This window comes from Clostridium sp. OM02-18AC, assembly GCF_003481825.1.
Taxonomy (GTDB): domain Bacteria; phylum Bacillota; class Clostridia; order Lachnospirales; family Lachnospiraceae; genus Brotaphodocola.
In genome coordinates this window covers 42,585-64,203 of the sequence record NZ_QULW01000022.1, presented here as the reverse complement: position 1 = coordinate 64,203, position 21,619 = coordinate 42,585, and the positions used below count along the sequence as shown (strand labels likewise).

Below are 21,619 nucleotides of genomic sequence, written 5' to 3'. Positions count from 1 at the left end.
GGCAATTCATCCCACCACCTGAAGAGGATGGGGGAATTCTTGCAGTGTTACGTTAAATTCACAAAATGTTCATGAAAACAATAAGATTCTGATAAAATAAGAAAAAAAAGAATATTTTGCAACAAATCAACTGTACGAGTGCGGAAAAAAATGGTATGATGCAAGAAAGCAGAAAATACGTTACTGCATCGGCAAAAACCGCTGCTGTTTGCGCAACGCGTGAACAGTGACGAAAACACAGCAAGAGGTGAACAACATGCGGATCCTGATTATAGAAGATGAAACGCGTCTGGCGGTCACCGTGGCAGATCTGCTTGAGCATGCAGGCTACACTGCGGATACGCAGAAAAACGGGCTGACTGGACTGGAGGACCGGATATGCTGACTGGGCTCCGGAGCAGATTATTATCTGACCAAGCCCTTTGAAAATGAGGAGCTGCTGCTATCCAAGGTCTGGGGCTACGATGCGGATGTAGGAGAGAGGGAAAACAGCTTTATCGTTGAGTTTTAAGGATAATAGAGTAATAATCAGACAAAATCTCATATAAAGGGGGAACCAATCATGGCAGATTATATTATGGCACTGGACGCGGGGACAACCAGCAACCGCTGTATTCTTTTCAATAAAAAGGGCGAGATCTGCAGCATGGCGCAGCGGGAATTTCACCAGTATTTTCCGCAGCCGGGCTGGGTGGAGCATGACGCGGATGAGATCTGGGCCAGCATGCTGGGGGTGGCCGTGGAGGCCATGAGCCGCATCGGCGCAGAAGCAGCAGACATTGCTGCAATCGGTATCACCAATCAGAGAGAAACCACCATTGTATGGGATAAGGAGACCGGAGAACCCGTTGCCCACGCCATTGTCTGGCAGTGCCGCCGCACCGCAGCCTATTGTGATTCCCTGAAGGAACAGGGCTATATGGACAGCTTCCGGAAGAAAACGGGACTTGTTATTGACGCGTATTTTTCCGCTACCAAGATCAAATGGCTGTTAGATCATGTGCCGGGAGCAAGGGAACGGGCGGAAAAGGGCGAGCTTTTGTTTGGCACCGTGGAAACCTGGCTGATCTGGAAGCTGACCAGGGGCATGGTACATGTAACCGATTATTCCAATGCTTCCCGTACGATGCTGTTCAATATCAATACGCTGCAGTGGGATGATGAAATCTTAAAGATCCTGGATATTCCGAAATGCATGCTGCCGGAGCCAAAGCCGTCAAGCTGCGTATACGGAGAGACAGATCCTTCTTATCTGGGCGGAGCCATTCCCATTGCCGGGGCGGCAGGTGACCAGCAGGCGGCGCTGTTCGGTCAGACCTGTTTTGAGGCGGGTGAAGCGAAGAATACCTATGGAACAGGCTGTTTCCTGCTCATGAACACCGGAGAAAAGCCGGTATTCTCCCGAAACGGGCTGGTCACCACCATTGCCTGGGGACTGGACGGAAGGGTGAATTATGCGCTGGAGGGTTCCATCTTCGTAGCCGGGGCGGCGGTCCAGTGGCTGCGGGATGAGCTGCGGCTGATCGATTCGGCAGAGGATTCCGAGTATATGGCAAAAAAAGTGAAGGATACCAACGGCTGCTACGTGGTTCCGGCCTTCACCGGCCTTGGGGCGCCGCATTGGGATCAGTACGCCAGAGGAACTATTGTGGGTATTACCCGGGGCGTGAACAAATACCACATCATCCGGGCCACGCTGGAGTCTATCGCCTACCAGGTACACGACGTACTGGTGGCCATGAAAGCGGATTCCGGTATTGACCTGACTTCCCTGAAGGTGGATGGCGGAGCCAGTGCCAACAATTTCCTGATGCAGACCCAGGCAGACTTCATTCAGGCACCGGTCAGACGCCCGGCCTGTGTGGAAACAACAGCCATGGGTGCGGCCTATCTGGCAGGTCTGGCCGTCGGTTACTGGAAGAATCAGGAAGAAGTCAAGGAAAATCAGGAAACAGACCGGATCTTTATGCCGGAACTGGATGAAAAGACCCGCAGGACTATGGTCCGCGGGTGGGAGAAAGCAGTGCGCTACGCATACGGCTGGGCGCGGGAACGCTGAGTGCCACAACAGGATCAGGCTGTCGGAAGTGCAATTTGGCGATAAAAAACACCGGAGCGCTGGGCAGAAGGCTCAGGACTCCGGCGGTGCAAAAAAGTCGCGTTCAATAAACAGGCATACACTGTCGACAAAGCTGTCCGGATCACAGGGCTCTTCCTGATCGAGATAGCATTGTACAATATTAAAATAGAAATCTGTCATCAGGCTGGTGAATATAGGGGAAGGAAGCTTCAAGCGGTAGCCCTTTTGTTCAGCAGCCTGAATTTTATCATTCATAATGCGGATGAGGCCGGTGCGGATGATGCGCATCAGGTCACCATCCTGATTGGCACGGTAGATTTTCTGGTACAGAATCCGATTCTCGCCGATAAGACGCAGCAGGATCAGCAGGAAATCCCGCACGGAAGAGCGGTTGATGAAATACATGACATCTTCATCCAGGCCAAGCTCATCTACCATGGAGCCAAGGCAGTAATGGAGCAGGTCATATTTATCCTCAAAATAGCGGTAAAACGTAGACCGGGAAATCAACGCGGTATTGCAGATGTCGGTCAGTGTGAGCTGTTCAAAGGGCAGGGCTGCAAGCTGGGAAAAGAGAGCACCCTTTAAAAGCGCATAGGTGCGGCGTGCGGTAATGCTGGTTTTCCGGGATGTAGACTGTGCCATGATAACCTCCGTGATTGATGAATTTGCGCATGAAAAACAGAATGGGTTCATAATGTATAATTCTGGACAAATCTAAAAAAGGTGTTTCATTATGAACATTCCAAATAAAACTGATACTTGTGTATTTTAACATATACATAGATAATAATGCAAGAAAATGAAGCGGAATTCAGGAGGTTTCTATGGATTATCGAGATAAATTGCACAAAAACAAGGGGTTCTTAACGACTCCTATAGGTGTCGCATTTTTGGCGGCAGGACTCATGCTGCTGTCTTACCCGGTGCCGGTGCTGGCGGCTGCTTCTACCATTGAGGCAGGAAGCGGTGCTGTGGCAGAGACAAAGCCGGCGTCTGTATATGGAACGACAACAGTAATCGATTCAGAAGAAACAGAAACGGCCCGGGCAAACTGGGTAAAGGAGGGGGACGACTGGTATTATCTCCTGCCAGATGGAAGCAGGAACCGGCAGGATATCCGGTTTGACAATGCCCTTTATAAATTTAACTGGAACGGCTCTTTAAAGACTGCCCAGTGGGTACCGAATACCGGCGGCGGTGCTTATCCGGTGTTCTGTTACGATGAGGAAACACAGTTCTTGTTCGATCAGCTAAATGACGAGAAGCGGGATCTGTATTTTGAGGAATACCCGGACCGGGAAGAAGACTACAGTGGTGATGAAAAGACGCAGTACGACCGTTATGCCGGATTCCTCATGGATGAAAAGCTGAATCAGGCAGCAGCTTACCGTCTGGAAGCGGCTCTGGTCAATGGCTACAGCGGTGATGCGATTCCTGGTGAGGGAACCTTAAAGAATTACCTGGAAAAAATTTCCTACCGGAAAAATTCCAGCTGCCGGGAACTGTATCTGCGGGGGCGGGAAGACGCAGACGATGCGTTTGATAAGCTCATCGGCAAGACCCAGGACAAATACGATTCGAATGGGAAACGGAAGGATTCCCTGGAGTATTACCGGCGCATTGGTATGGCTCATGCGGAGAAAGACGGAGAGCAGTACTTCATGGTGATTTTGATGCGGTAGTACAAAAAACAAAAAGGAAAGAGGAGTAGTGTTTCGATATGGAAGACAAAAAATCCCTGCGAGATAAGATAAAAGAACATCTGCCCCACAAAAAAGGAGCAGAAAAGAAAAAGCAGAGCAGTTCGGCGGATACCGGTTTTACCATCCGTCTGGCGCGTTTCATCATAGAAAAACGAGCCTGGATCGAATCGGTATTTATTGTAGGATGTATTTTCTGTGCAGTTGCAATGCTGTTTGTGAATGTCAACTATGACCTGACAAAATACGTTCCGTCCACGGCGCAGTCCAGCATTGGTCTGGATGTAATGAAAAAGGAATTTGGTTACCCTGGCACGGCGCGTGTCATGTTGGAAGATGTAAGCCTGTACGAGGCCAAGCAGTATAAAGATAAGATACAGGCGATCGACGGTGTGGATCAGGTCCTCTGGTGCGACACCACGGTGGATATTTACGCCGGAGAAGATTTCATCAACATGGATGACATCAAGGATTACTACAAAGACGGCTGTGCGGTGATGGATATCACCTTCGATGAGGAATCGGATTCCGCGAGAACCGAGGCGGCGATCGATGAGATGAAAGCCATCACGGGGGATAAAGGCCGTTATGTCGGTATGGCAGTGCAGAACAAATCCCTGATCCAGACGACCCATGAGGAGATGAATAAGATCCTGGTGGTTGCAGTCATCATGATTTTTGTTGTGCTGTGTCTGGCAACAACGGCATGGACCGAGCCGATCCTGTTCCTTCTGGTTATGGGCGTGGCGGTTCTCCTGAATAAAGGAACCAACATTTTCTTGGGAACCATCTCGTTTTTGACGGATAATGTTGCGATCATCCTGCAGCTGGCAACCTCCATGGACTATTCCATCTTCCTTTTGGACGCTTATATGAACTGGCGTGATACCGGACTTTCTGAGGAAGAGGCAATTGTCAAGGCGGTAGAAGAAGCCATCAACTCCATTTTCGCCAGCAGCTTAACAACGGTCGTTGGTTTCCTGGCTCTGGTAACCATGAAGTTCAACATCGGTTTCGATATGGGACTGGTTCTGGCGAAAGGTATCATCTTCAGCCTTCTGACTGTGGTACTCTTCATGCCGGCCATGATCCTGAAATTTACCAAATGGAACGATAAGACCAAGCACCGCTCCTTCTTCCCGGATTTCACGAGACTGGGAAAAGGCGTGTTCCACATCCGTTATCTGGTGCTCGCCATTGTACTTCTTGTAACACCGCCTGCGTATGTAGCGCAGCAAATGAACAATTTCCAGTACGGAAACAGTGCGGTGGGCGGAGCGCCCGGAACCCAGGTTTATGCCGATGATCAGGAAATCACCCAGAAGTTTGGCCGGAGCAATATGCTTCTGCTCATTTATCCGAATACGGATCCGGTGGCAGAAAAGAAGTTATCGGATGACTTGGAAGATCTTCCATATGTAAAGAGCGTGACTTCTATGGCGAATACCTTGCCGGAGGGTATCCCGGAGGATTTCCTTCCAGATTCTACGGTGAGTATGCTCCATACCAAAGATACAGCGCGGATGCTTTTGTACATAAGGACGAAAGGTGAGAGCGATAAGTCTTTTGAATATACCGACGAGATCCGGAATCTTATGAAACAGTATTATCCGGACAATTCCTATGTGGTCGGCGAGACTCCGTCTACCCAGGATATCAAGTCAACCATCACCGATGATAATGCGCGTGTAAATGTTCTGACGCTGCTTGGCGTGTTCCTGGTTGTTATGTGCAGCTTCAAGTCCATGCTGATCCCGATTGTCGTTATGATCCCGATTGAAGTTGCGATTTTCATCAATATGGCAATCCCGTATGTGCAGGGCGTGGATATGATCTATATGGGCTACATCATCGTCAGCAGTATCCAGATGGGTGCGACCGTAGACTACTCGATCCTTTTAACGAATAACTACATTGCGAAGCGTGCGACCCTTCCGAAGAAGGAGGCGTGCATCGAGGCCGTGACCCGGTCCTGCTCCTCCATCTTCACATCCGGCGGCATCATCACCCTGGCGGGCTACATTGTATACCTGATCTCCACGACGGCAGCCATCGGTGATCTGGGTCATCTGATCGGACGAGGCGGATTCTTAAGTCTGGTTCTGGTGCTGACCCTGCTTCCGGCACTTCTGGTGCTGACCGACGGACTGGTCATCGAAAAGAAGTGGAAAGGATCCAGGAGAAAACTCAGAGAGCGTTATGTGACCAGAAAACAGCAGTTCCACAAGCGGGCAGAGCAGATCCGAACCAGACTGGAAGAACACAGAAGAGATCACTAACAGGCGGCTGGAAGCCCAAAATGGAACGAACTGGGCCGAGAAGCAGAAAAGATGAGGTAGCTGCCAGTGTGCAGAACAACGAAAAGGTGTGCTGCCAGAGCAAAAAACAGGAAAGACGAGAGTGGCAGCAGGAGGAAAATGTCATGAAGAAGAAATATTATAGATTGGGTGTCATGGGACTGGCGGCAGTCATGACCTGCACCGGTACCGTTTTGCCGGTGCTTGCAGGCCAGGCATCCGTGGCAGTCGATGAAAGCATGTATGTAAACCTGGATTACTACGGAAACGTGGACAAAGTCAACGTGGTAAAGGGTTGCGACTTAAACGGTCAGACCACGATCACCGATTACGGCGATTACAAAACCGTGACCAACATGTCCGATTACACGGAGCCGGTCATCGAAGGAAATAAAGTGACCTGGAATGTTCCGGCAGACCATAAGGGACGCTTCTATTATAAAGGAGAGATGGATGCGAAAAAGGTAGCCCTTCCGTGGAACTTTGATGTGTCCTATAAATTAAACGGCGTGCCGAAAAATGCCGATGAGCTGGCAGGTGCATCTGGGCTCATTGAGATTCACGTTGATGCGAAGTTCAATGACAGCGCGGATGTAAACGAATATTATAAGAACAACATGGTGCTGGCGGTAGCTGTTCTGGTGGATTTAAATGACTGCTACAGCGTGGAGGCAGACGGGGCACAGAAGCAGACCATTGGCGGTCAGAGCGCCGTTGTCTTTACCGCGCTTCCGGGTGAGGACGGAGACTACACCGTGCGCATTGGTACGGACAGCTTTGAGACGAGTGGTGTTTTCATGGCTATGACTCCGTTAACCGGCAGTGACCTGGAGCATGTGACGGATTTAAAGGAAGCAAAGGATACCTGGAAGGAAAGCGGCGACCAGATGCACGACAGCATGCAGCAGATGGCACTTTCCATCGAGGCGATGCGGGACGGTGTCAACGCTCTGCAAAACGGCATGAACTCCGCAGAGAGTGCGAGACAGACCTGGAGCGGTGCGAAAGACAGTATCCTGGCAGGCAACGACCGGGCGCTGGAAACCCTGAGCGCAGTATCCGACCAGCTCGAAGCCATGATCCCGCATATTGAGACTGCAAAGGATGCAGCGGATACGGCACACGACAGCCTGGGCGATATCGTAGCAACCGTGCGGGAAATGCAGGATCCGTTAAACAAGCTCCACAGCGCGTTAAAGGGCATTAAGAGTGGTTCCGAGGATATGGCGGGTCAGGTTTCTCCGCTGAACCAGCTGATGCAGCAGATCATTGCGCTGGATGCGAAGCTGCAGGCGAGTGAACAGATTTATGTAACTGCTGCTCTGCCTGGGTTGCTGACTAGCACGCAAGATCTGGAAGATGATTATTACATAGATGATGACTGGATCGTGAATGACGGCTGGGGCACGGATGAGGTTTATCTGCAGAATGACATGCAGGCAACGGAGAGTGACGCAGATGACGATGATGCAGGAATTGCCACTTATGCAGCGGGTGCCGGTGCATCTGCGGCTGCAGCATCGGGCGTTATGATGAATACAGAACGGCTGATCGAAAAGTTGCAGGAAAAGGCCCAGCTGTTGCAGACCTTATCCGCAGCCAGCAACAAACTGGCATCCGAACTTTCCAGTCTGCTGGACGATGTTTCTGACGCAGCAAAATACACCTCTGAGCTGACCGACAATCTGGAAATGCTCACCGAGGATACCGCAGCTCTGTACGATTCCATGGACAGCTATTACCCGGATCTGCAGGCAGCCCTGGACGATTCCGAGGAGCTGTTAAATCGCACCACGGAAGCGTTAAACACCGGAATCAGCACTGCGGCCATTGTGCAGAATACCCTGAAAAACAGCAGTGACAATCTGGATGCAGCCACCCGCGACAGCATCCGCGGCACCCTGGAACTTCTGGATAAGAGCTTAAGCGTACTGGACAGCACCGCTTCCATCCGCCATGCAGGCGTGACCATGAAAGAGGCAATCGACAAAGAATGGGATGACTTAGACGGCGATACCCGTTTCCTGAATATGGATCCGAATGCAGAAAAGGTATCCTTCACATCCGATGAAAACGAAGAGCCGCAGTCTGTGCAGATCATCCTGCGCACCGCGGAGATCAGCCTGGATGACGACGATGAACTGCTGGATGCGGAGAGCGAGGCAGCAAGCGAGAGCCCGTTAAAGCGGATCTGGAACGTACTCGTGAAAATGTGGAAAGCATTTGTGGAGATTATCAAGAACCGGTAGGAAGAGATAAAATGGCATTCCAAATGAATACAGTGGAAACGCGGCTGGCTGGCGATGTGTGGACAGGAATGGGAAAGCAAAGCCACAAAAACAGCTGCGCGAAAGCAAACGTGCGGGAACAGGAATGCATCGACAAAAAATGCGAAATGTTGGACAGGGGGAACACTACATATGAAAGAAAATAAAATCATCACGATCGGCCGACAGATCGGAAGCGGCGGCAGTCAGATCGGCATGGAAGTGGCAAAGCGTCTGGGCATTAAATGTTACGATAAACAGCTCATTGAACTGGCCAGCAGTTACGGAGAACTGGAGCAGAAGGTGCTGGAGGAAGCGGAAGAGAAACGCCCAAATCCGTTTCTCTATTCCGTACCGCGTCAGATGCAGAACGATAAGACCGGCCGCGGCATTGCCATCAACGATATGGTATTTAACGTGCAGTCGGAGGTGATTCGGCAGTTGGCGGCAAAAGAATCCTGCGTGCTGATTGGACGCTGTGCTGATTATGTGCTGCGCGAACAGCCGGGAGTAACGTCTGTATTTATCTATGCAGATATGAATGACCGGATCTGCCGGCTCATGGAAGCCCGTAAGATTACCCGCGATGAAGCAATCACCCTGATCAAAAAGACCGACAAGAGCCGGAGAAATTATTATGAGTGCTATACCGGAAAGCGCTGGGGAGCCGGAGCCAGCTACGATGTGACGCTCAACAGTGCGGAGCTCGGGTTCGATACCTGCGTGGATCTGATCTGCCATCTCTATGAGCGGAAACAGGAAGGGGAGACCGAAAAATCATGAAACATACAGTAAAACGTCTTTTTACAGGTGTGCTGATAAGTGCCATGGCTGTGCTTCTTTCCATCGGGGCAGCAGGTACCATGTATGCAGCATCCGATAAGAGCAAGGTAGGAAAGATCAGCCTGGTGTTCGACTCAGACCTGGGAATCGGGGTGGACGGAAAAGAACTTTCCGTTACCTGCGACGGCGCGAATACAGACCGTTACTACATCAGCGATGTGGATGTGGTCAACACCGACACCGACGATTTCAGCGACAGCAACCCGCCGGAAATCGAAGTCACCCTGTTTGTGGAAGATGAAGATCAGTGGTATTTTGCCAGCTCTTCCTCGGATGCATTCCGCTTAAGCCTTGCACCGTCTTCCAAGTCCCACTACGATAAGGTGGAGTTTGTCAGTGCAAAGCGGACGGAAAAGAATGCCATGCTGACGTTGCGTGTCCGGCTGATCTATGACAAAAAATCAAAGATTGACCGGCGTCCGGCAATTTCCCTGGCACAGAGCGATGCCTCTTCTTCGGCAGGTTTTGGCTGGGACAGCGCCCATCCTGGGACAGCATCCTGGAATGCGGAAAGTTCCGCTCGGTATTACCAGATCCAGCTGATGCGAAATGGCATCGACACCGGCATCATGCGCTCCGTTTACAAGACCAGTTATGACTTTTCCAGCCAGATGACGGAACCGGGAGACTACACCTTCCGCGTCCGCACCGTGCGCCAGTCCAGCCACAACAAGAGCGAGTGGGTGACCTCGGAGGTATGGACTGTGGCAGCGCAGGAGCAGGCGGAAGAAAACAGCCAGAATGTGGTTGTGGCAGGAAACAGTGGAAACTGAGTGCTGCAATTGCAAAATCTGCAAACAGAAAACCATGGATCAAGAAAGATAAATATTGAGTTTTGTGCACGTTTCCTGTATGATGGATATGCGCAAATCAGAGCAGACGGCTGCAGCGCAGGCGTCTGTTTTTGCATGATAAGAATTTAGATTTACCATCACACAGGAGTGAAATTATGAACGAGATCACAATAGAAGAATTTGACGCGCTGGACCCGGCTTCCTACCTGCTCTACGACATCCGCAGCACGGAAGAAATCAATCACGGTGCCATTAAGGGAGCCATTGCAAGCTCCGCAGAAGAGCTGGAAGAAAACCCGCCGGAAGAAAAGAATAAAAAGATCATCATCTGCTGCAGCCGCGGCCGTGTCAGCCGTGATGTAGCAGAGAATCTCTGCGAGCAGGGCTACGACGCAGTCAGCTTAAAGGGCGGCTACATTACCTGGCTCATGGCCGAGATCAAAAAGCAGGAAGCAGACGAGATCTGCGACTCCGTAGAAAAGAGCCTGCGCAAGAAATTCCACAAAAACATTTTCAGTAAATTTGCGAAAGCTATCAACCAGTATGAACTGGTGAAAGAAGGCGACCGCATTGCCGTCTGCATTTCCGGAGGCAAGGACTCCATGCTGATGGCAAAGCTGTTCCAGGAATTAAAGAAACACAACAAGTTCCCGTTTGAGGTAAAATTTCTGGTTATGGATCCGGGCTACAGCCCGGAAAACCGCCAGGTCATCGAGGAGAATGCCAGAAAGTTAAAGATTCCGATTGAGATCTTTGAGTCCGACATTTTCGATGCGGTCTATACCATCGAGAAATCCCCGTGTTATCTCTGCGCCCGCATGAGACGCGGTCATCTCTACACGTTCGCGAAGCAGCTGGGCTGCAACAAGATCGCGCTGGGACACCACTATGACGATGTCATCGAGACCATTCTTATGGGTATGCTCTACGGTGCCCAGGTCCAGACCATGATGCCGAAGCTTCACAGCACCAACTTCGAGGGCATGGAGCTCATCCGCCCGCTGTATCTGGTGCGCGAGGATGACATCAAGGCATGGCGTGATTACAACAACCTGCACTTTATCCAGTGTGCCTGCAAGTTCACCGACACCTGCACCACCTGCAACAACGAAGAAAACCAGTCCAAACGTGTAGAAATCAAAGAACTGATCCGCACCTTGAAACAGAAGAATCCATTCGTGGAGAGCAACATCTTCAAGAGCGTGGAGAACGTCAATCTGGATACCGTGGTAGCGTACAAAAAAGATGGGGTACGGCATCATTTCCTGGATGATTATGACGCGTAGGTTCCTGTTCAGAAACAGGGTTTTTGCATGGATATTTACAGGATTTATTCCCAGGAAAGTCCCGGAAGTTCTCTTTACTTGAAAAACAAGCTGTGCTATACTTAACTTAATTGTTGATAAATGAGCAGGTATTTTAAATGGATTTTTGCCTGTATCTGTGAAGCATTGAACAGATACAAGTCAAGTAAGAATGGAGGCGTTTTCAAATGGATATCATGATTTTTCTTGGATGCATTCTTTTGCTGGTGTTGTTCGTGGTAGTATCCGTGGTAGCCAGCATGCTGGGCATCATCGGCAGTGTTGTGGCAGAAGAGGATGACGAGGAATAAATATGGACGTAAAAAACAGCGCCAGATCGACATGAGGCGCTGTTTTTTATCGTCAGGCATCGGGGGAAAGTTGCTTTCTGCCAACGGAAGCTGCCCGGGGCAACTTTTGTCGCTGAAAAGTCCTTTACTTTTCTGACAATCGGACTTATAATAGTCTGTGTTTCCACAATATGTGCAGGCGTAGTTCATTGGTAGAACATCAGCTTCCCAAGCTGAGGAGGCGGGTTCGATTCCCGTCGCCTGCTCTTAAAAAATGGCTTAAATAAGCCATTTTTTATTGAGCGTGTTGCATTTCGTGTTGCATAGTTTCTAAATATAAGTTTTTAATAATTTTTCAGTAAATCATTTATCTTTATGCTCAAACCAGGATAAATCCCCACCGGAATATCAGAATCATAGGAATAGAGACATGGATCACTATCGCGGTCATAGTAGTAAACAACGACTTTTTCTTTTGCCGGATCCACGATCCAGTATTCCCGGACGCCGGACTGGGAATAAATTCCATTTTTTATTCCGTAATCTAATTTTCGGCTGGCTTGGGAGACGATTTCAAAGATCAAATCCGGAGCGCCCGAGCATCCCCGGTCCGTTAATTTGTTCGGGTCGCAGATCACAGAGATGTCTGGCGCTACCCAGTCCTTGTCATTGGCATCCAGGTTAACGGCGAAGGGTGCGGCATAAACTTTGCAGGATCCACGGCGAGCATCAATATAGTTTGCCAGTGTTTTGTAGATTTGTTCGGAAATTTCCTGATGGATCTGGCTAGGCGGAGCTATATCATAAAATTTTCCGCCGATCAGTTCCGCACGTTCCCCTTCTGGCAGATTCCAGTAATCTTCCGAGGTGTAATGATCTTTCGATAATGGCATGGTAACACTTCTTTTCTGCAATGATATGGTTCTTCAAAATTTTTCGATAACAAATCCCGCTTAAAATTGAAAATGTAACAGTGTTCATACGTATTTGTAATTGTACGGTATCATATTTACAAAACAAACACAAATATCCCTCTGATTGCTTGACATGATTTTTGAATGTTGCTATGATGGTTTACAACATTAAATTGCGAAAGCAAATCACAAAACTTGCGAAAAGAGGACCTGCATATGGAAGAGGAAAAGAAGTTAGAGTTTCGCGGCGGGATCGGTATGTCGCTGATCCCGGTTGGTATCTATGTGTTTTTCTGTATGGTGCTGTTTATCGGGTTTAAGGCATTCAATATGGAAGCTTTGGCGGTGGGCGGATTTCTGGCGCTTTTGATCGGAGGCGTCTTCTGTACCAGCTACAGCAAGTTCTGGGACAGTGCCATTCGCGGCATTTCCTCGATCACGTCAGTGTCGGTTGTTGTGATCCTGCTGCTGGTCGGCATGTTCAATGCGCTGATCAAGCTCTGCGGTCTGTCCGGCGGTTTTGTGTGGATCGCCAATGCCGTTGGTATGAAGGGCGGTATCTTTGTAGCGTTTACGTTTCTGGCTACCTGTATTGTATCCACTGCGACCGGTTCTTCCATCGGAACCATGTTCATTGCATTTCCGATCTTTTACCCGGCGGGTATGATGTTAGGTGCCAATGAGATGATGATGGCTGGCTGCATCGTATCCGGCGCTATTTTCGGCGACAACCTGGCACCGATCTCCGATACCACGATTGCCTCTGCTTCTACCCAGCAGTTCAAAAATGGCAAGCCGGCCGATATTGGCGGTGTCGTATCCAGCCGTATCAAATATTCTGCAGTCGCAGGCATCATTACGATCGTGCTGTTTGCGGTGCTTGGCGGAATTGGCGGTACCTACGAGGGCGGTTCCATTGATGCGGCAGCAAACCCGATGTCACTGATCATGCTGATCCCGGTTGTGCTGATGCTGGTCGTTTCCACCAAAACCCGAAATATTTACGAGGGCATTCTGGTTGGTCTTGCAGTTGGCACGGTGACCGGTCTTGCAGCAGGATTGTTTACTCCGGCACAGGTATTTTCCAATGATGCGGCGAACAATGCGGCAGTCGGATTTTTGGTAGACGGCATCAACAACATTCTGCCGACCTGCGCGCTGGTCATTTCGGTATTTGGTATTATGGGCGTTTTGACGGATGCGGGCATGCTGAACCTGATCGCAGAGAAAATCCTGGACAGTAAAATGGCAGAAAGCGCACGCGGCGCGGAGTTAGTCTGCATGGCAGGCATTGCGTTTACCACCATTTTGCTGGGTGGTGTGACCAGTGCTTCGATCCTGACGTTTGGTCCGATCTTAAACAAGATCGGTGCAGCAAGAAATATTCACCCGTACCGCCGGGCAAACCTGCTGGATGGAACAGCAAACAGCCTTCCGGCGATCATTCCGTTCATGAGCGTGTTCGTGTTCATCGGTTCCGCCCTGACCGGTCTGTCTCCGGTTATGGTAGCGGGCGGCACGATTTACGGATTTGCACTGTTCTTTGTATTTTTGATTGCGGTCATCACCGGCTGGGGATGCCAGAAAGAGGAATGATATGGACGATACCTTTGAGTTATATGATTTAAAAGTAGAAGTCGTGGCAACGGACCGTCCCATGGTCTGCAGTCACAAAGTGGGCGATTACTTCCTGGTGCAGGGCGAAAATCTGGTATTTCCGGAGCAGACATCGTTTTCCATGTACTCGCTCAGCGCGCTGCTTCCGCTGCTCCCGGCAAAAGAGCGGCCGCTTCATCCAAACGACTGGATGCTTTCCGACTGTGAGATCGCCTGTCCGGACCCAAACTGCGGGGCGAGATTTAAAATCACGCGGATTGGCAAACGGATCCAGAGCCACGGACAGTGCACGGTTGTGCCGCTTGCGAAACAGAATGTGGAATAATGGTACGCGAACAAGATTCATCACGAATTGAAAAAAGGAGATAACAGAACATGCAGAAAAAATGTCAATTGAAAAATGGATATACGTTTAACCGTGTGATCAATGGCTGCTGGCAGCTTTCTGCCGAGCATTGCCTTCAGGGACATCTCGATTACGACGATGCCATCCGTGCGTTTCATATGTTGGTGGAGCAGGGCTTTACCACGTTCGACTGTGCGGATATCTATACCGGTGCAGAAGAGGTGCTTGGCCGTTTCGTTATGGACTTAAAAGGAACCGGCCATTATAACGAGGAAGATATCCAGATTCATACCAAATTTGTGCCGGATAAGGATGTCCTCCCGGTCATCAACATGCAGTATACCGAGGGAATCGTAGACCGTTCCTTAAAGCGCATGCACCGGGAAGCACTGGATCTTGTGCAGTTCCACTGGTGGGATTTCAATGTGCCGGGCATGCTGGACACCGCGTTTGATCTGGTCCGTCTTCAGGAAAAAGGCAAGATCCGCAACATCGGTATGTGCAACATGGACACCAGTGCCTTGAAAATGATGGTCGATGCCGGTATCCCGGTTGTTTCCAACCAGGCTCAGTATTCCGTCTTTGACCGCCGCCCGGAGCGCACCCTGTTGGATTACAGTGCCGAGCATGGCATTTATACCTTCGCTTACGGCACACTGGCGGGCGGATTTCTGGCGGAGCGCTACATGGGCAAAGAATACGAGGCACCGGAAACCCGTTCCCAGGTCAAATACATGCAGATCATCGAAGATTCCCTGGGCTGGGACGGCATGCAGAAACTCCTTCCGGTCTTAAAAGAGATCGCAGAACATCACGGTGTGACGATCGCCAATGTAGCAACCCAGTACATCTTAAATCAGAAGAGCGTGGGTGCGGTCATGGTCGGAACCAGAAATTCTAAGCACGTGCAGTCCAACATCCAGACACTGGAGTTCGACTTAACCGCAGACGAGATGAAGACCATCCGCGATTTCGTCGACCAGTATCCGACCCCGGAAGGCGAATGCTATGAACTCGAGCGGACCTCCCCACGCTATAAGGGAATTATTTTGACAGACCGAAATAACGTGGAGAAATAACAAATTATTATATTTAACTTTAATAGGCTCGTGAGAACTGCATCTAGGCAACTCTCACGAGCTAAGTTATACAATCAATTCGTGATAAAAAATTACTGTAAGGAATCTTGAAGTTCTTTAAACTGCGTATACAGTTTTTCCTCATTTTTAGCAGCTTCTTCTGCTGTCATGAATTTCGGTACCTGTCCAAGCTCATTCAAAGCTTTCAGGCAGTCTTCATTTTTTAAAATTTCCTGTGTTGCCCATTCATATGCTTTTACAATTTCATCAGGAGTCCCTTTAGGAAAATAAAATGAAAAATCTTGTGGTGCGAATTCTACATCAATTCCCTGTTCTTTAAAAGTTTTAATGTCTGGTAATACTTCGGTTTCTTCCGGTCCTGGGAATCCGATACAGCTAAACTGACCCGCTTCCAGGTAATCTTTTGCTACGCCATAGGACGAAGGACTCAGTACAACCTGTTTGCCAAGTAATGCTGCCATTTTTTCTGATGTGGATCCAACATCTACAAAATCAAGATCTATTCCTGCTGCCTTTTCAAATGCCAGCAATTCATAATATGTGTATGCGCCCACTTCGGTGCAAGCCTGAAGCTTTCCTGGGTTTGCTTTTGCATCCGCAATAAATGATTCTAAGTCCGGATAGGCTTCTGCATTAGTATACAACTGCTGAGCTGGTTCTTCTGAAAAGTTTGGTCCCAATGTAAATGCTTCATAATTGTAATCTGTTACACCAGCTACATTCGCTACATTTACAAGATTATGACCATACAATACAGTAAGTCCGTCTGGATTTGAATTTAATACTGTATTGGCGGCTACAGATCCAGATGCTCCGGCTGAATTGACTACAACAGCATTCCAACCACAAACTTCTTTCACATACTGTGCCCACAATCTTGCTGATAAATCAACAGTTCCTCCTGGTGATGCTGGAAGAACTACAGAAATTGCACTTTCAGGTTTCCAATTGGGCTGTTCTGATTCAGGTTGTTCGGTTCCTGTTTCTGCTTTTTCTTCTTTCGTTTCCGTGGATTGTGAGGTTTCCGCAGCAACGGAGGTATCCGCTGGTGCTTTTTCTGTTTTTTGACCACAGCCTGCGGCTGTTACCGCGATAATCCCCATTAACGCCAAAAGTTTTACATTTCTCATAGTCTCTTCTCCTTTAATAATTTTTTATCGTTCAGTTAGCATATCACTGGAACAATACCTAAGTTGACCATCAATAATTGTTGCCATTGGCTTTAAAATTTGTTTACCTTCTACGGAATCATTGTATTTATCTCGAAATATAATCTTTTGATTAGCCAAATCTAATATAGAAATATCCGCCGGTGTTCCTTCTTTCAAAACACCTAACTTCCCAGTTTCACCAAACATTTGTGCTGCTGTTACGGTTGTTCTAAAAATCACTTGTTCAAGGCTCATTCCAAGTGCCATCAATTTTGACATTGTCATAAGTAAACTAAAGTCCCATGGATCATTCCAGTTTTCTATATTTAAATCTGTGCTAATTGTGTCAGGCAAAAATCCCTGGTTGATTGCTTCTTTGGCTAATGTAATAGAAAAATTTCCTTTTCCTTGGGATACATCGTAAATGACACCACGTTCTCTTGATTTCCATAACTCTTCTGGTATTTTTCCGTCGGATAAAATGGTATTGCCTTCACCATGATACATGTGGCACATGACATCATCTTTTCTCAGGTACTGGGAAAGCTCAGACATGGATACTGGAGGATCTGTGGGATGAATCAATACTCGTGTTTCCAGATGTTCGGCCAATTCAAGTGCTTTTTTCAGTGGATATAAGCCCATTTCCTTTACGACATTTTTACTGACTCTCAATTTTAGACCAATCACACGCCCTTTTAATTCTGCAAATGCCCGTTCAAATAAATCTAGATTCCATACATTTGGATCTATATTTTCTGCAAATTGCTTTGACATGATTTGTCCGCTTGCACTTGCATGGAGCATCATTTTGGTTTTCACTTCACAGGTATCCATGTATTGAAGCAGTCCTCTATAGTTTGATACTCCGGTACTTCCTGCATCAATCGTTGCGGTGACGCCATTTGGAATACACCCTAAATCTGCAGGCATTCCAATATAATTTCCTTTCCAGTTAATGTGTGTGTGTACATCAATCAAACCAGGTACTACCAAAAAACCTTTTGCGTTCAAAGTTTTTTCTGCTTCATATTCTAAATTCTGTCCGATGGAAATGATATATCCTCTGTGAAGTGCAATATCACCGATTTTATCTATTTTTTGTCCTGGATCAAAAATTCGCCCATTCTTTATCAACATGTCAATCATACGATTTTCATCCCTTCTAATGGCTTCTTGTATTCTCTGTGTTTTTTATTATAATAGAAACTGTAGTGTTATAAAAGTTTTTAAAATGACCAAAAAGTGTGCATTTTACATTACAGAAAAAGGGGCTCTATATGAACTTAAAACAACTCTCTTACATCATTGCTATTGCTGATACACAAAATATTTCTCATGCGGCAGAACAGCTTTTTATTTCACGTCCGGCACTTAATCATTATCTAACAACACTAGAAAAAGAACTTGGATATCCTATTTTTAAAAGAATTCAAAAGAAAATGATTCCAACGGATGCTGGTGCTATCTATATCAAATCGGCAAGGGAGATACTTGAAATTAAGAGACAGGCTTATAAAGCGATTGACGAAATTACAAGTGGAGAAAGTGGATGCTTGAATCTTGGAATAACACGTGTTATAGGAGCTGCCATGTTTACTTCTATATTTCCAGAGTTTCACAAACAATTTCCAAATTACACTGTAAATCTTGTAGAAGGAAACATCAACGAACTGGAGGAACGTTGTCTAAATGGCGAGATTGATTTCGCAATTATGGGACAAAGTTCCATTCAATCCCAATTAAAGCATATTGTTTTTAAACCATGTGAAATCGTACTTGCTTTGCCTTCTTCACATCCATACGCAAAAGAAGCTGAAAATCAACATCCTTATACAAAAATTGATCTTCAGCTCTTAAAAAATGACTCTTTTATATTAATGTCGAAGGCAACACGTATTCGAACGATTGCTGATTATCATTTTATGAAAGCAGGTTTTCTGCCGAAAATCCTACTTGAAACCAGCCTAAGTTCTGTTGCTTACGAAATGGTACGACAGGGGGTAGGACCTTCGATATTGATGGAATCTGCAATTAAAGATCATACTTCTGTTTCGTGCTTTTCCTTGAATCCATTAGAAGAATGGAAACAGAGTATAGCTTTTCGAAAAGGTACTATTTTTACCAAAGCTGAAACCTACTTCGTAGAATTAGTGAAAGCCTATTTTGAAGCTTATTAATAGAAGTGTAATTAATATAATAGAACCAGAAAGTTATTTTTCGGTGACTTCACGGTCCCATATCTTAGAATTAAATTGTTACTCCTGCTCCATCTCCGCATTTACGTAATCTTTGCAGGACCGCATGGCCTCGATGGTCTTTGCAAAAAGGTCATCCAGTTCCCATCCCAGGCGCTCGGCTCCGGTGCGGATGATATCGCGGGAGCATCCGGCAGCGAATTTTTTGTCTTTGAATTTTTTCTTTAAGCTGGAAACTTGCATATCTTTAGTGCTTTTGGATGGGCGCATGCGGGCAGCGGCACCGATCAGGCCGGTCAGCTCGTCAGCAGCAAACAGCACTTTTTCCATCTCGTGGATAGGCTCCACATCGCAGCAGATGCCGTAGCCGTGGGAACAGATGGCATGGATCATGTCATCGCCCACGCCACCTGCCTCTTCTCATCTCTGAATTTCCGCAAAAATTTCTCCCGCCAGCTTCCCCGGCAGCAAAATCAGGCGGCCATTGACCCGGAAGAGAAAAAAACGTCTGTGCCGGGAACGGCGGACACAGTGAATGACTGCACCAGGGACAAAACCCTGTTTTTCCAGACGTTCCCGTTTTACGGGTTCGCTGGCGATCCAGATGATGCGTGCATCCGCGGCAGATGGAATATGACTAAGGGGAAGAACCATAGCATTCCTCGCAAACCGTGATCTGTTACGATAAGATATGCGCAATTTCAGGGAAAATAGCTTGCCATGGCAGGGTTTGTCATGTAAAATGAGACACAGTCTTGATGCAGTGAAAAAACCATGAGGTCTGGCTGCGCTGCTGGAGATGGCAGCAGGTTTTTGACCGCAGGTATGCTGCGGGTGAACGGTAACAAGCTTGAGAGGAGTTTTGAATGAGTATTTTAAATGTAGAACATTTGAGTCACGGTTTTGGTGACCGTGCTATTTTCCAGGATGTGTCATTTCGCCTTTTAAAGGGAGAGCATATCGGTCTGGTGGGCGCGAACGGCGAGGGAAAATCCACGTTCATGAACATCATTACCGGCAAACTGCAGCCGGATGAAGGCAAGGTGGAATGGGCAAAACATGTGCGTGCCGGTTATCTGGACCAGCATACTGTGCTCGAAAAAGGCATGACCATCCGCGATGTGTTAAAGAGTGCCTTTGCGTATCTGTTTGAGATGGAAGAGCAGATGAACGCCATCTGCGATAAGATGGGCGAAGCCTCTGAGGATGAGATGAACGCCATGATGGAAGAACTGGGCACGATCCAGGATCTGCTGATGGCTCATGATTTTTATATCATCGACAGCAAAGTTGAGGAGGTTGGCCGTGCACTTGGACTGCAGGAAATCGGCATGGATAAGGATGTTTCCGAGCTGTCCGGCGGTCAGCGAACGAAGGTGCTTTTAGGAAAACTGCTTCTGGAAAAACCAGACATTCTGCTTTTGGACGAGCCGACCAACTATCTGGATGAGCAGCACATCGAGTGGCTGAAGCGTTATCTCCAGGAATACGAGAATGCTTTCATCCTGATCTCCCACGATATCCCGTTCTTAAACAGTGTCATCAACCTGATCTATCACATGGAGAACCAGAAGCTGGACCGTTATGTGGGCGATTACGACCATTTCCAGGAAGTTTATGCGGTGAAAAAGGCGCAGCTGGAGGCTGCTTACAAGCGCCAGCAGCAGGAAATCGCCGAGCTGGAGGACTTTGTAGCGCGCAACAAGGCGCGTGTATCGACCCGGAATATGGCAATGTCCCGTCAGAAAAAGCTGGATAAGATGGAAGTCATCGAGCTGGCGAAGGAGAAGCCGAAGCCAGAGTTCAACTTTATGGAAGCCCGCGCCGCAGGCAAGATGATCTTCGAGGCGAAAGATCTGGTGATCGGTTACGATGAGCCGCTGACCCGCCCGTTTGATATCAGCATGGAGCGCGGGGAAAAGGTTGTGTTAAAGGGTTCCAACGGAATCGGAAAGACCACGCTCTTAAAGAGTATCCTTGGGCTGATCCCGCCGCTTTCCGGCAGTGTAGAGTTAGGTGATTACCTGTATCTTGGTTACTTTGAGCAGGAGATGGCGCCGGGCAATACCACGACCTGCATCGAGGAAATCTGGAAGGAGTTTCCGTCCTATACCCAGTATCAGGTGCGTTCTGCCCTGGCAAAATGCGGTCTGACGACCAAGCATATCGAGAGTCAGGTGCGTGTCCTTTCCGGCGGTGAGCAGGCAAAGGTAAGATTATGTAAACTGATTAACCGCGAAACCAATGTCCTGCTTTTGGACGAGCCGACCAACCACCTGGATGTAGATGCCAAGGAAGAACTGGCTCGTGCCTTGAAAGCTTATAAGGGCAGCATCCTTTTAATCTGCCATGAGCCAGAGTTTTATGAAAGTTTTGCCACCCGCGTAGTGGACTGCAGCGAGTTCTGCCTGCGCGGATAGGATGTTATCATGCGTTATCGTTTCCGGAATGGGCAGACGATAACGCATTTTTTGTCATATTTTGTCGATGAACTTTTCTTGTACTGTTTTCGTTACTGTGCTATGATGATGGCACAGTAACGATTCATCTGAGATCTTGTTTTTCCTGTTATCTCATTTTTCATTACCCATTTCATTTTTTCCATTGATATCACACCTTTATATACCCACAGTATTACAAAATGATTATTTGAATGATTCATCCCATGTTATTTCTTACGCAGAAAGCGTATCCATGTTCGGTTCGGATTATAAC

The 21,619-nt window shown here is 47.9% G+C and carries 19 protein-coding genes, 1 tRNA gene and 1 pseudogene; 16 read left to right on the top strand and 5 right to left on the bottom strand.

Going from position 1 to position 21,619, the window contains the following annotated elements:
* The first annotated feature begins 226 nt into the window (after positions 1-226).
* A complete protein-coding gene (locus DXB18_RS14145) occupies positions 227-385 on the top strand; it encodes a response regulator transcription factor (protein WP_207665791.1) in 159 nt (52 codons plus the stop codon).
* 177 nt (positions 386-562) lie between these two features.
* Positions 563-2,059 (top strand): glycerol kinase GlpK, encoded by a 1,497-nt coding sequence (glpK, locus tag DXB18_RS14140; RefSeq protein WP_118708489.1) that lies wholly within the window; start codon positions 563-565, stop codon positions 2,057-2,059.
* A 72-nt stretch (positions 2,060-2,131) separates the two neighbouring features.
* Here glpK and DXB18_RS14135 read toward each other — a convergent pair whose 3' ends face one another.
* A complete protein-coding gene (locus tag DXB18_RS14135; protein ID WP_182430590.1) occupies positions 2,132-2,725 on the bottom strand; it encodes a TetR family transcriptional regulator in 594 nt (197 codons plus the stop codon).
* Positions 2,726-2,907: 182 nt separating this feature from the next.
* On the opposite strand from DXB18_RS14135, the gene DXB18_RS14130 reads away from it, so the two are divergent.
* The 8 genes from DXB18_RS14130 to DXB18_RS14100 all read left to right on the top strand — a co-directional run bounded on the left by DXB18_RS14130 (position 2,908) and on the right by DXB18_RS14100 (position 11,844).
* Positions 2,908-3,765 carry a hypothetical protein gene (locus tag DXB18_RS14130; RefSeq protein WP_118542163.1) on the top strand — a complete coding sequence of 286 codons (858 nt, stop codon included), beginning with the start codon at positions 2,908-2,910 and terminating at the stop codon, positions 3,763-3,765.
* Positions 3,766-3,803: 38 nt separating this feature from the next.
* Positions 3,804-6,062: an MMPL family transporter gene (locus DXB18_RS14125; RefSeq protein WP_118708485.1), complete on the top strand. Its 2,259-nt coding sequence runs from the start codon at positions 3,804-3,806 to the stop codon at positions 6,060-6,062.
* Positions 6,063-6,082: 20 nt separating this feature from the next.
* Complete coding sequence (locus DXB18_RS14120) at positions 6,083-8,329, top strand: hypothetical protein (RefSeq protein WP_347560900.1); 2,247 nt, start codon at positions 6,083-6,085, stop codon at positions 8,327-8,329.
* 171 nt (positions 8,330-8,500) lie between these two features.
* Positions 8,501-9,130 carry a cytidylate kinase-like family protein gene (locus DXB18_RS14115; protein ID WP_118708483.1) on the top strand — a complete coding sequence of 210 codons (630 nt, stop codon included), beginning with the start codon at positions 8,501-8,503 and terminating at the stop codon, positions 9,128-9,130.
* Positions 9,127-9,963 (top strand): hypothetical protein, encoded by an 837-nt coding sequence (locus tag DXB18_RS14110; RefSeq protein ID WP_118542169.1) that lies wholly within the window; start codon positions 9,127-9,129, stop codon positions 9,961-9,963. Before DXB18_RS14115 ends, DXB18_RS14110 begins: the two co-directional genes overlap by 4 nt.
* A gap of 176 nt (positions 9,964-10,139) precedes the next feature.
* A complete protein-coding gene (locus DXB18_RS14105; protein ID WP_118708481.1) occupies positions 10,140-11,270 on the top strand; it encodes an ATP-binding protein in 1,131 nt (376 codons plus the stop codon).
* A 206-nt stretch (positions 11,271-11,476) separates the two neighbouring features.
* Positions 11,477-11,599, top strand: coding sequence for a hypothetical protein (locus DXB18_RS16765; protein ID WP_279220639.1), 123 nt, complete (start codon positions 11,477-11,479; stop codon positions 11,597-11,599).
* A 174-nt stretch (positions 11,600-11,773) separates the two neighbouring features.
* Positions 11,774-11,844 (top strand) — tRNA-Gly (locus DXB18_RS14100).
* A 78-nt stretch (positions 11,845-11,922) separates the two neighbouring features.
* On the opposite strand, the gene DXB18_RS14095 is transcribed toward DXB18_RS14100, so the two are convergent.
* Entirely contained in the window at positions 11,923-12,471 is a 549-nt protein-coding gene (locus DXB18_RS14095) for a Uma2 family endonuclease (RefSeq protein WP_118708479.1), read from the bottom strand.
* A gap of 237 nt (positions 12,472-12,708) precedes the next feature.
* Between DXB18_RS14095 and DXB18_RS14090 the strand changes: the two genes are divergently transcribed.
* The 3 genes from DXB18_RS14090 to DXB18_RS14080 are packed head-to-tail and all read left to right on the top strand — an operon-like array spanning position 12,709 to position 15,534.
* On the top strand, positions 12,709-14,088 hold the full coding sequence (locus tag DXB18_RS14090) for a Na+/H+ antiporter NhaC family protein (RefSeq protein ID WP_118708477.1): 1,380 nt from the start codon (positions 12,709-12,711) through the stop codon (positions 14,086-14,088).
* A 1-nt stretch (position 14,089) separates the two neighbouring features.
* Positions 14,090-14,434 carry a TIGR04076 family protein gene (locus DXB18_RS14085; RefSeq protein ID WP_118708475.1) on the top strand — a complete coding sequence of 115 codons (345 nt, stop codon included), beginning with the start codon at positions 14,090-14,092 and terminating at the stop codon, positions 14,432-14,434.
* Positions 14,435-14,484: 50 nt separating this feature from the next.
* Positions 14,485-15,534 (top strand): aldo/keto reductase, encoded by a 1,050-nt coding sequence (locus tag DXB18_RS14080; RefSeq protein ID WP_118708473.1) that lies wholly within the window; start codon positions 14,485-14,487, stop codon positions 15,532-15,534.
* 92 nt (positions 15,535-15,626) lie between these two features.
* On the opposite strand, the gene DXB18_RS14075 is transcribed toward DXB18_RS14080, so the two are convergent.
* A complete protein-coding gene (locus DXB18_RS14075) occupies positions 15,627-16,685 on the bottom strand; it encodes a tripartite tricarboxylate transporter substrate binding protein (RefSeq protein WP_118708471.1) in 1,059 nt (352 codons plus the stop codon).
* A gap of 24 nt (positions 16,686-16,709) precedes the next feature.
* Positions 16,710-17,855: an amidohydrolase family protein gene (locus tag DXB18_RS14070; protein WP_118708469.1), complete on the bottom strand. Its 1,146-nt coding sequence runs from the start codon at positions 17,853-17,855 to the stop codon at positions 16,710-16,712.
* 131 nt (positions 17,856-17,986) lie between these two features.
* Here DXB18_RS14070 and DXB18_RS14065 point away from each other — a divergent pair, with 131 nt between their 5' ends.
* The gene (locus tag DXB18_RS14065; protein ID WP_118708467.1) at positions 17,987-18,886 is read left to right on the top strand and encodes a LysR family transcriptional regulator; all 900 of its coding nucleotides are present in this window, start codon (positions 17,987-17,989) and stop codon (positions 18,884-18,886) included.
* A 78-nt stretch (positions 18,887-18,964) separates the two neighbouring features.
* On the opposite strand, the pseudogene DXB18_RS14060 reads toward DXB18_RS14065, so the two are convergent.
* Positions 18,965-19,303: pseudogene (locus DXB18_RS14060) on the bottom strand (hydrolase); the annotation flags it as partial.
* Here DXB18_RS14060 and DXB18_RS16610 point away from each other — a divergent pair.
* Both DXB18_RS16610 and DXB18_RS14050 read left to right on the top strand, forming a co-directional pair.
* Entirely contained in the window at positions 19,289-19,579 is a 291-nt protein-coding gene (locus DXB18_RS16610; RefSeq protein ID WP_243103507.1) for a hypothetical protein, read from the top strand. The pseudogene DXB18_RS14060 and the gene DXB18_RS16610 overlap by 15 nt on opposite strands.
* A 191-nt stretch (positions 19,580-19,770) precedes the next feature.
* Entirely contained in the window at positions 19,771-21,324 is a 1,554-nt protein-coding gene (locus tag DXB18_RS14050; RefSeq protein ID WP_118708465.1) for an ABC-F family ATP-binding cassette domain-containing protein, read from the top strand.
* Positions 21,325-21,619 lie beyond the last annotated feature (295 nt).

Excerpts from the sequence above, each read along its gene's own strand:
- glpK (WP_118708489.1), top strand. The coding sequence starts at position 563 with ATGGCAGATTATATTATGGCACTGGACGCGGGGACAACCAGCAACCGC.
- DXB18_RS14135 (WP_182430590.1), bottom strand. The coding sequence starts at position 2,725 with ATGGCACAGTCTACATCCCGGAAAACCAGCATTACCGCACGCCGCACC.
- DXB18_RS14130 (WP_118542163.1), top strand. The coding sequence starts at position 2,908 with ATGGATTATCGAGATAAATTGCACAAAAACAAGGGGTTCTTAACGACT.
- DXB18_RS14125 (WP_118708485.1), top strand. The coding sequence starts at position 3,804 with ATGGAAGACAAAAAATCCCTGCGAGATAAGATAAAAGAACATCTGCCC.
- DXB18_RS14120 (WP_347560900.1), top strand. The coding sequence starts at position 6,083 with ATGGAACGAACTGGGCCGAGAAGCAGAAAAGATGAGGTAGCTGCCAGT.
- DXB18_RS14115 (WP_118708483.1), top strand. The coding sequence starts at position 8,501 with ATGAAAGAAAATAAAATCATCACGATCGGCCGACAGATCGGAAGCGGC.
- DXB18_RS14110 (WP_118542169.1), top strand. The coding sequence starts at position 9,127 with ATGAAACATACAGTAAAACGTCTTTTTACAGGTGTGCTGATAAGTGCC.
- DXB18_RS14105 (WP_118708481.1), top strand. The coding sequence starts at position 10,140 with ATGAACGAGATCACAATAGAAGAATTTGACGCGCTGGACCCGGCTTCC.
- DXB18_RS16765 (WP_279220639.1), top strand. The coding sequence starts at position 11,477 with ATGGATATCATGATTTTTCTTGGATGCATTCTTTTGCTGGTGTTGTTC.
- DXB18_RS14095 (WP_118708479.1), bottom strand. The coding sequence starts at position 12,471 with ATGCCATTATCGAAAGATCATTACACCTCGGAAGATTACTGGAATCTG.
- DXB18_RS14090 (WP_118708477.1), top strand. The coding sequence starts at position 12,709 with ATGGAAGAGGAAAAGAAGTTAGAGTTTCGCGGCGGGATCGGTATGTCG.
- DXB18_RS14085 (WP_118708475.1), top strand. The coding sequence starts at position 14,090 with ATGGACGATACCTTTGAGTTATATGATTTAAAAGTAGAAGTCGTGGCA.
- DXB18_RS14080 (WP_118708473.1), top strand. The coding sequence starts at position 14,485 with ATGCAGAAAAAATGTCAATTGAAAAATGGATATACGTTTAACCGTGTG.
- DXB18_RS14075 (WP_118708471.1), bottom strand. The coding sequence starts at position 16,685 with ATGAGAAATGTAAAACTTTTGGCGTTAATGGGGATTATCGCGGTAACA.
- DXB18_RS14070 (WP_118708469.1), bottom strand. The coding sequence starts at position 17,855 with ATGATTGACATGTTGATAAAGAATGGGCGAATTTTTGATCCAGGACAA.
- DXB18_RS14065 (WP_118708467.1), top strand. The coding sequence starts at position 17,987 with ATGAACTTAAAACAACTCTCTTACATCATTGCTATTGCTGATACACAA.
- DXB18_RS16610 (WP_243103507.1), top strand. The coding sequence starts at position 19,289 with ATGGATCATGTCATCGCCCACGCCACCTGCCTCTTCTCATCTCTGAAT.
- DXB18_RS14050 (WP_118708465.1), top strand. The coding sequence starts at position 19,771 with ATGAGTATTTTAAATGTAGAACATTTGAGTCACGGTTTTGGTGACCGT.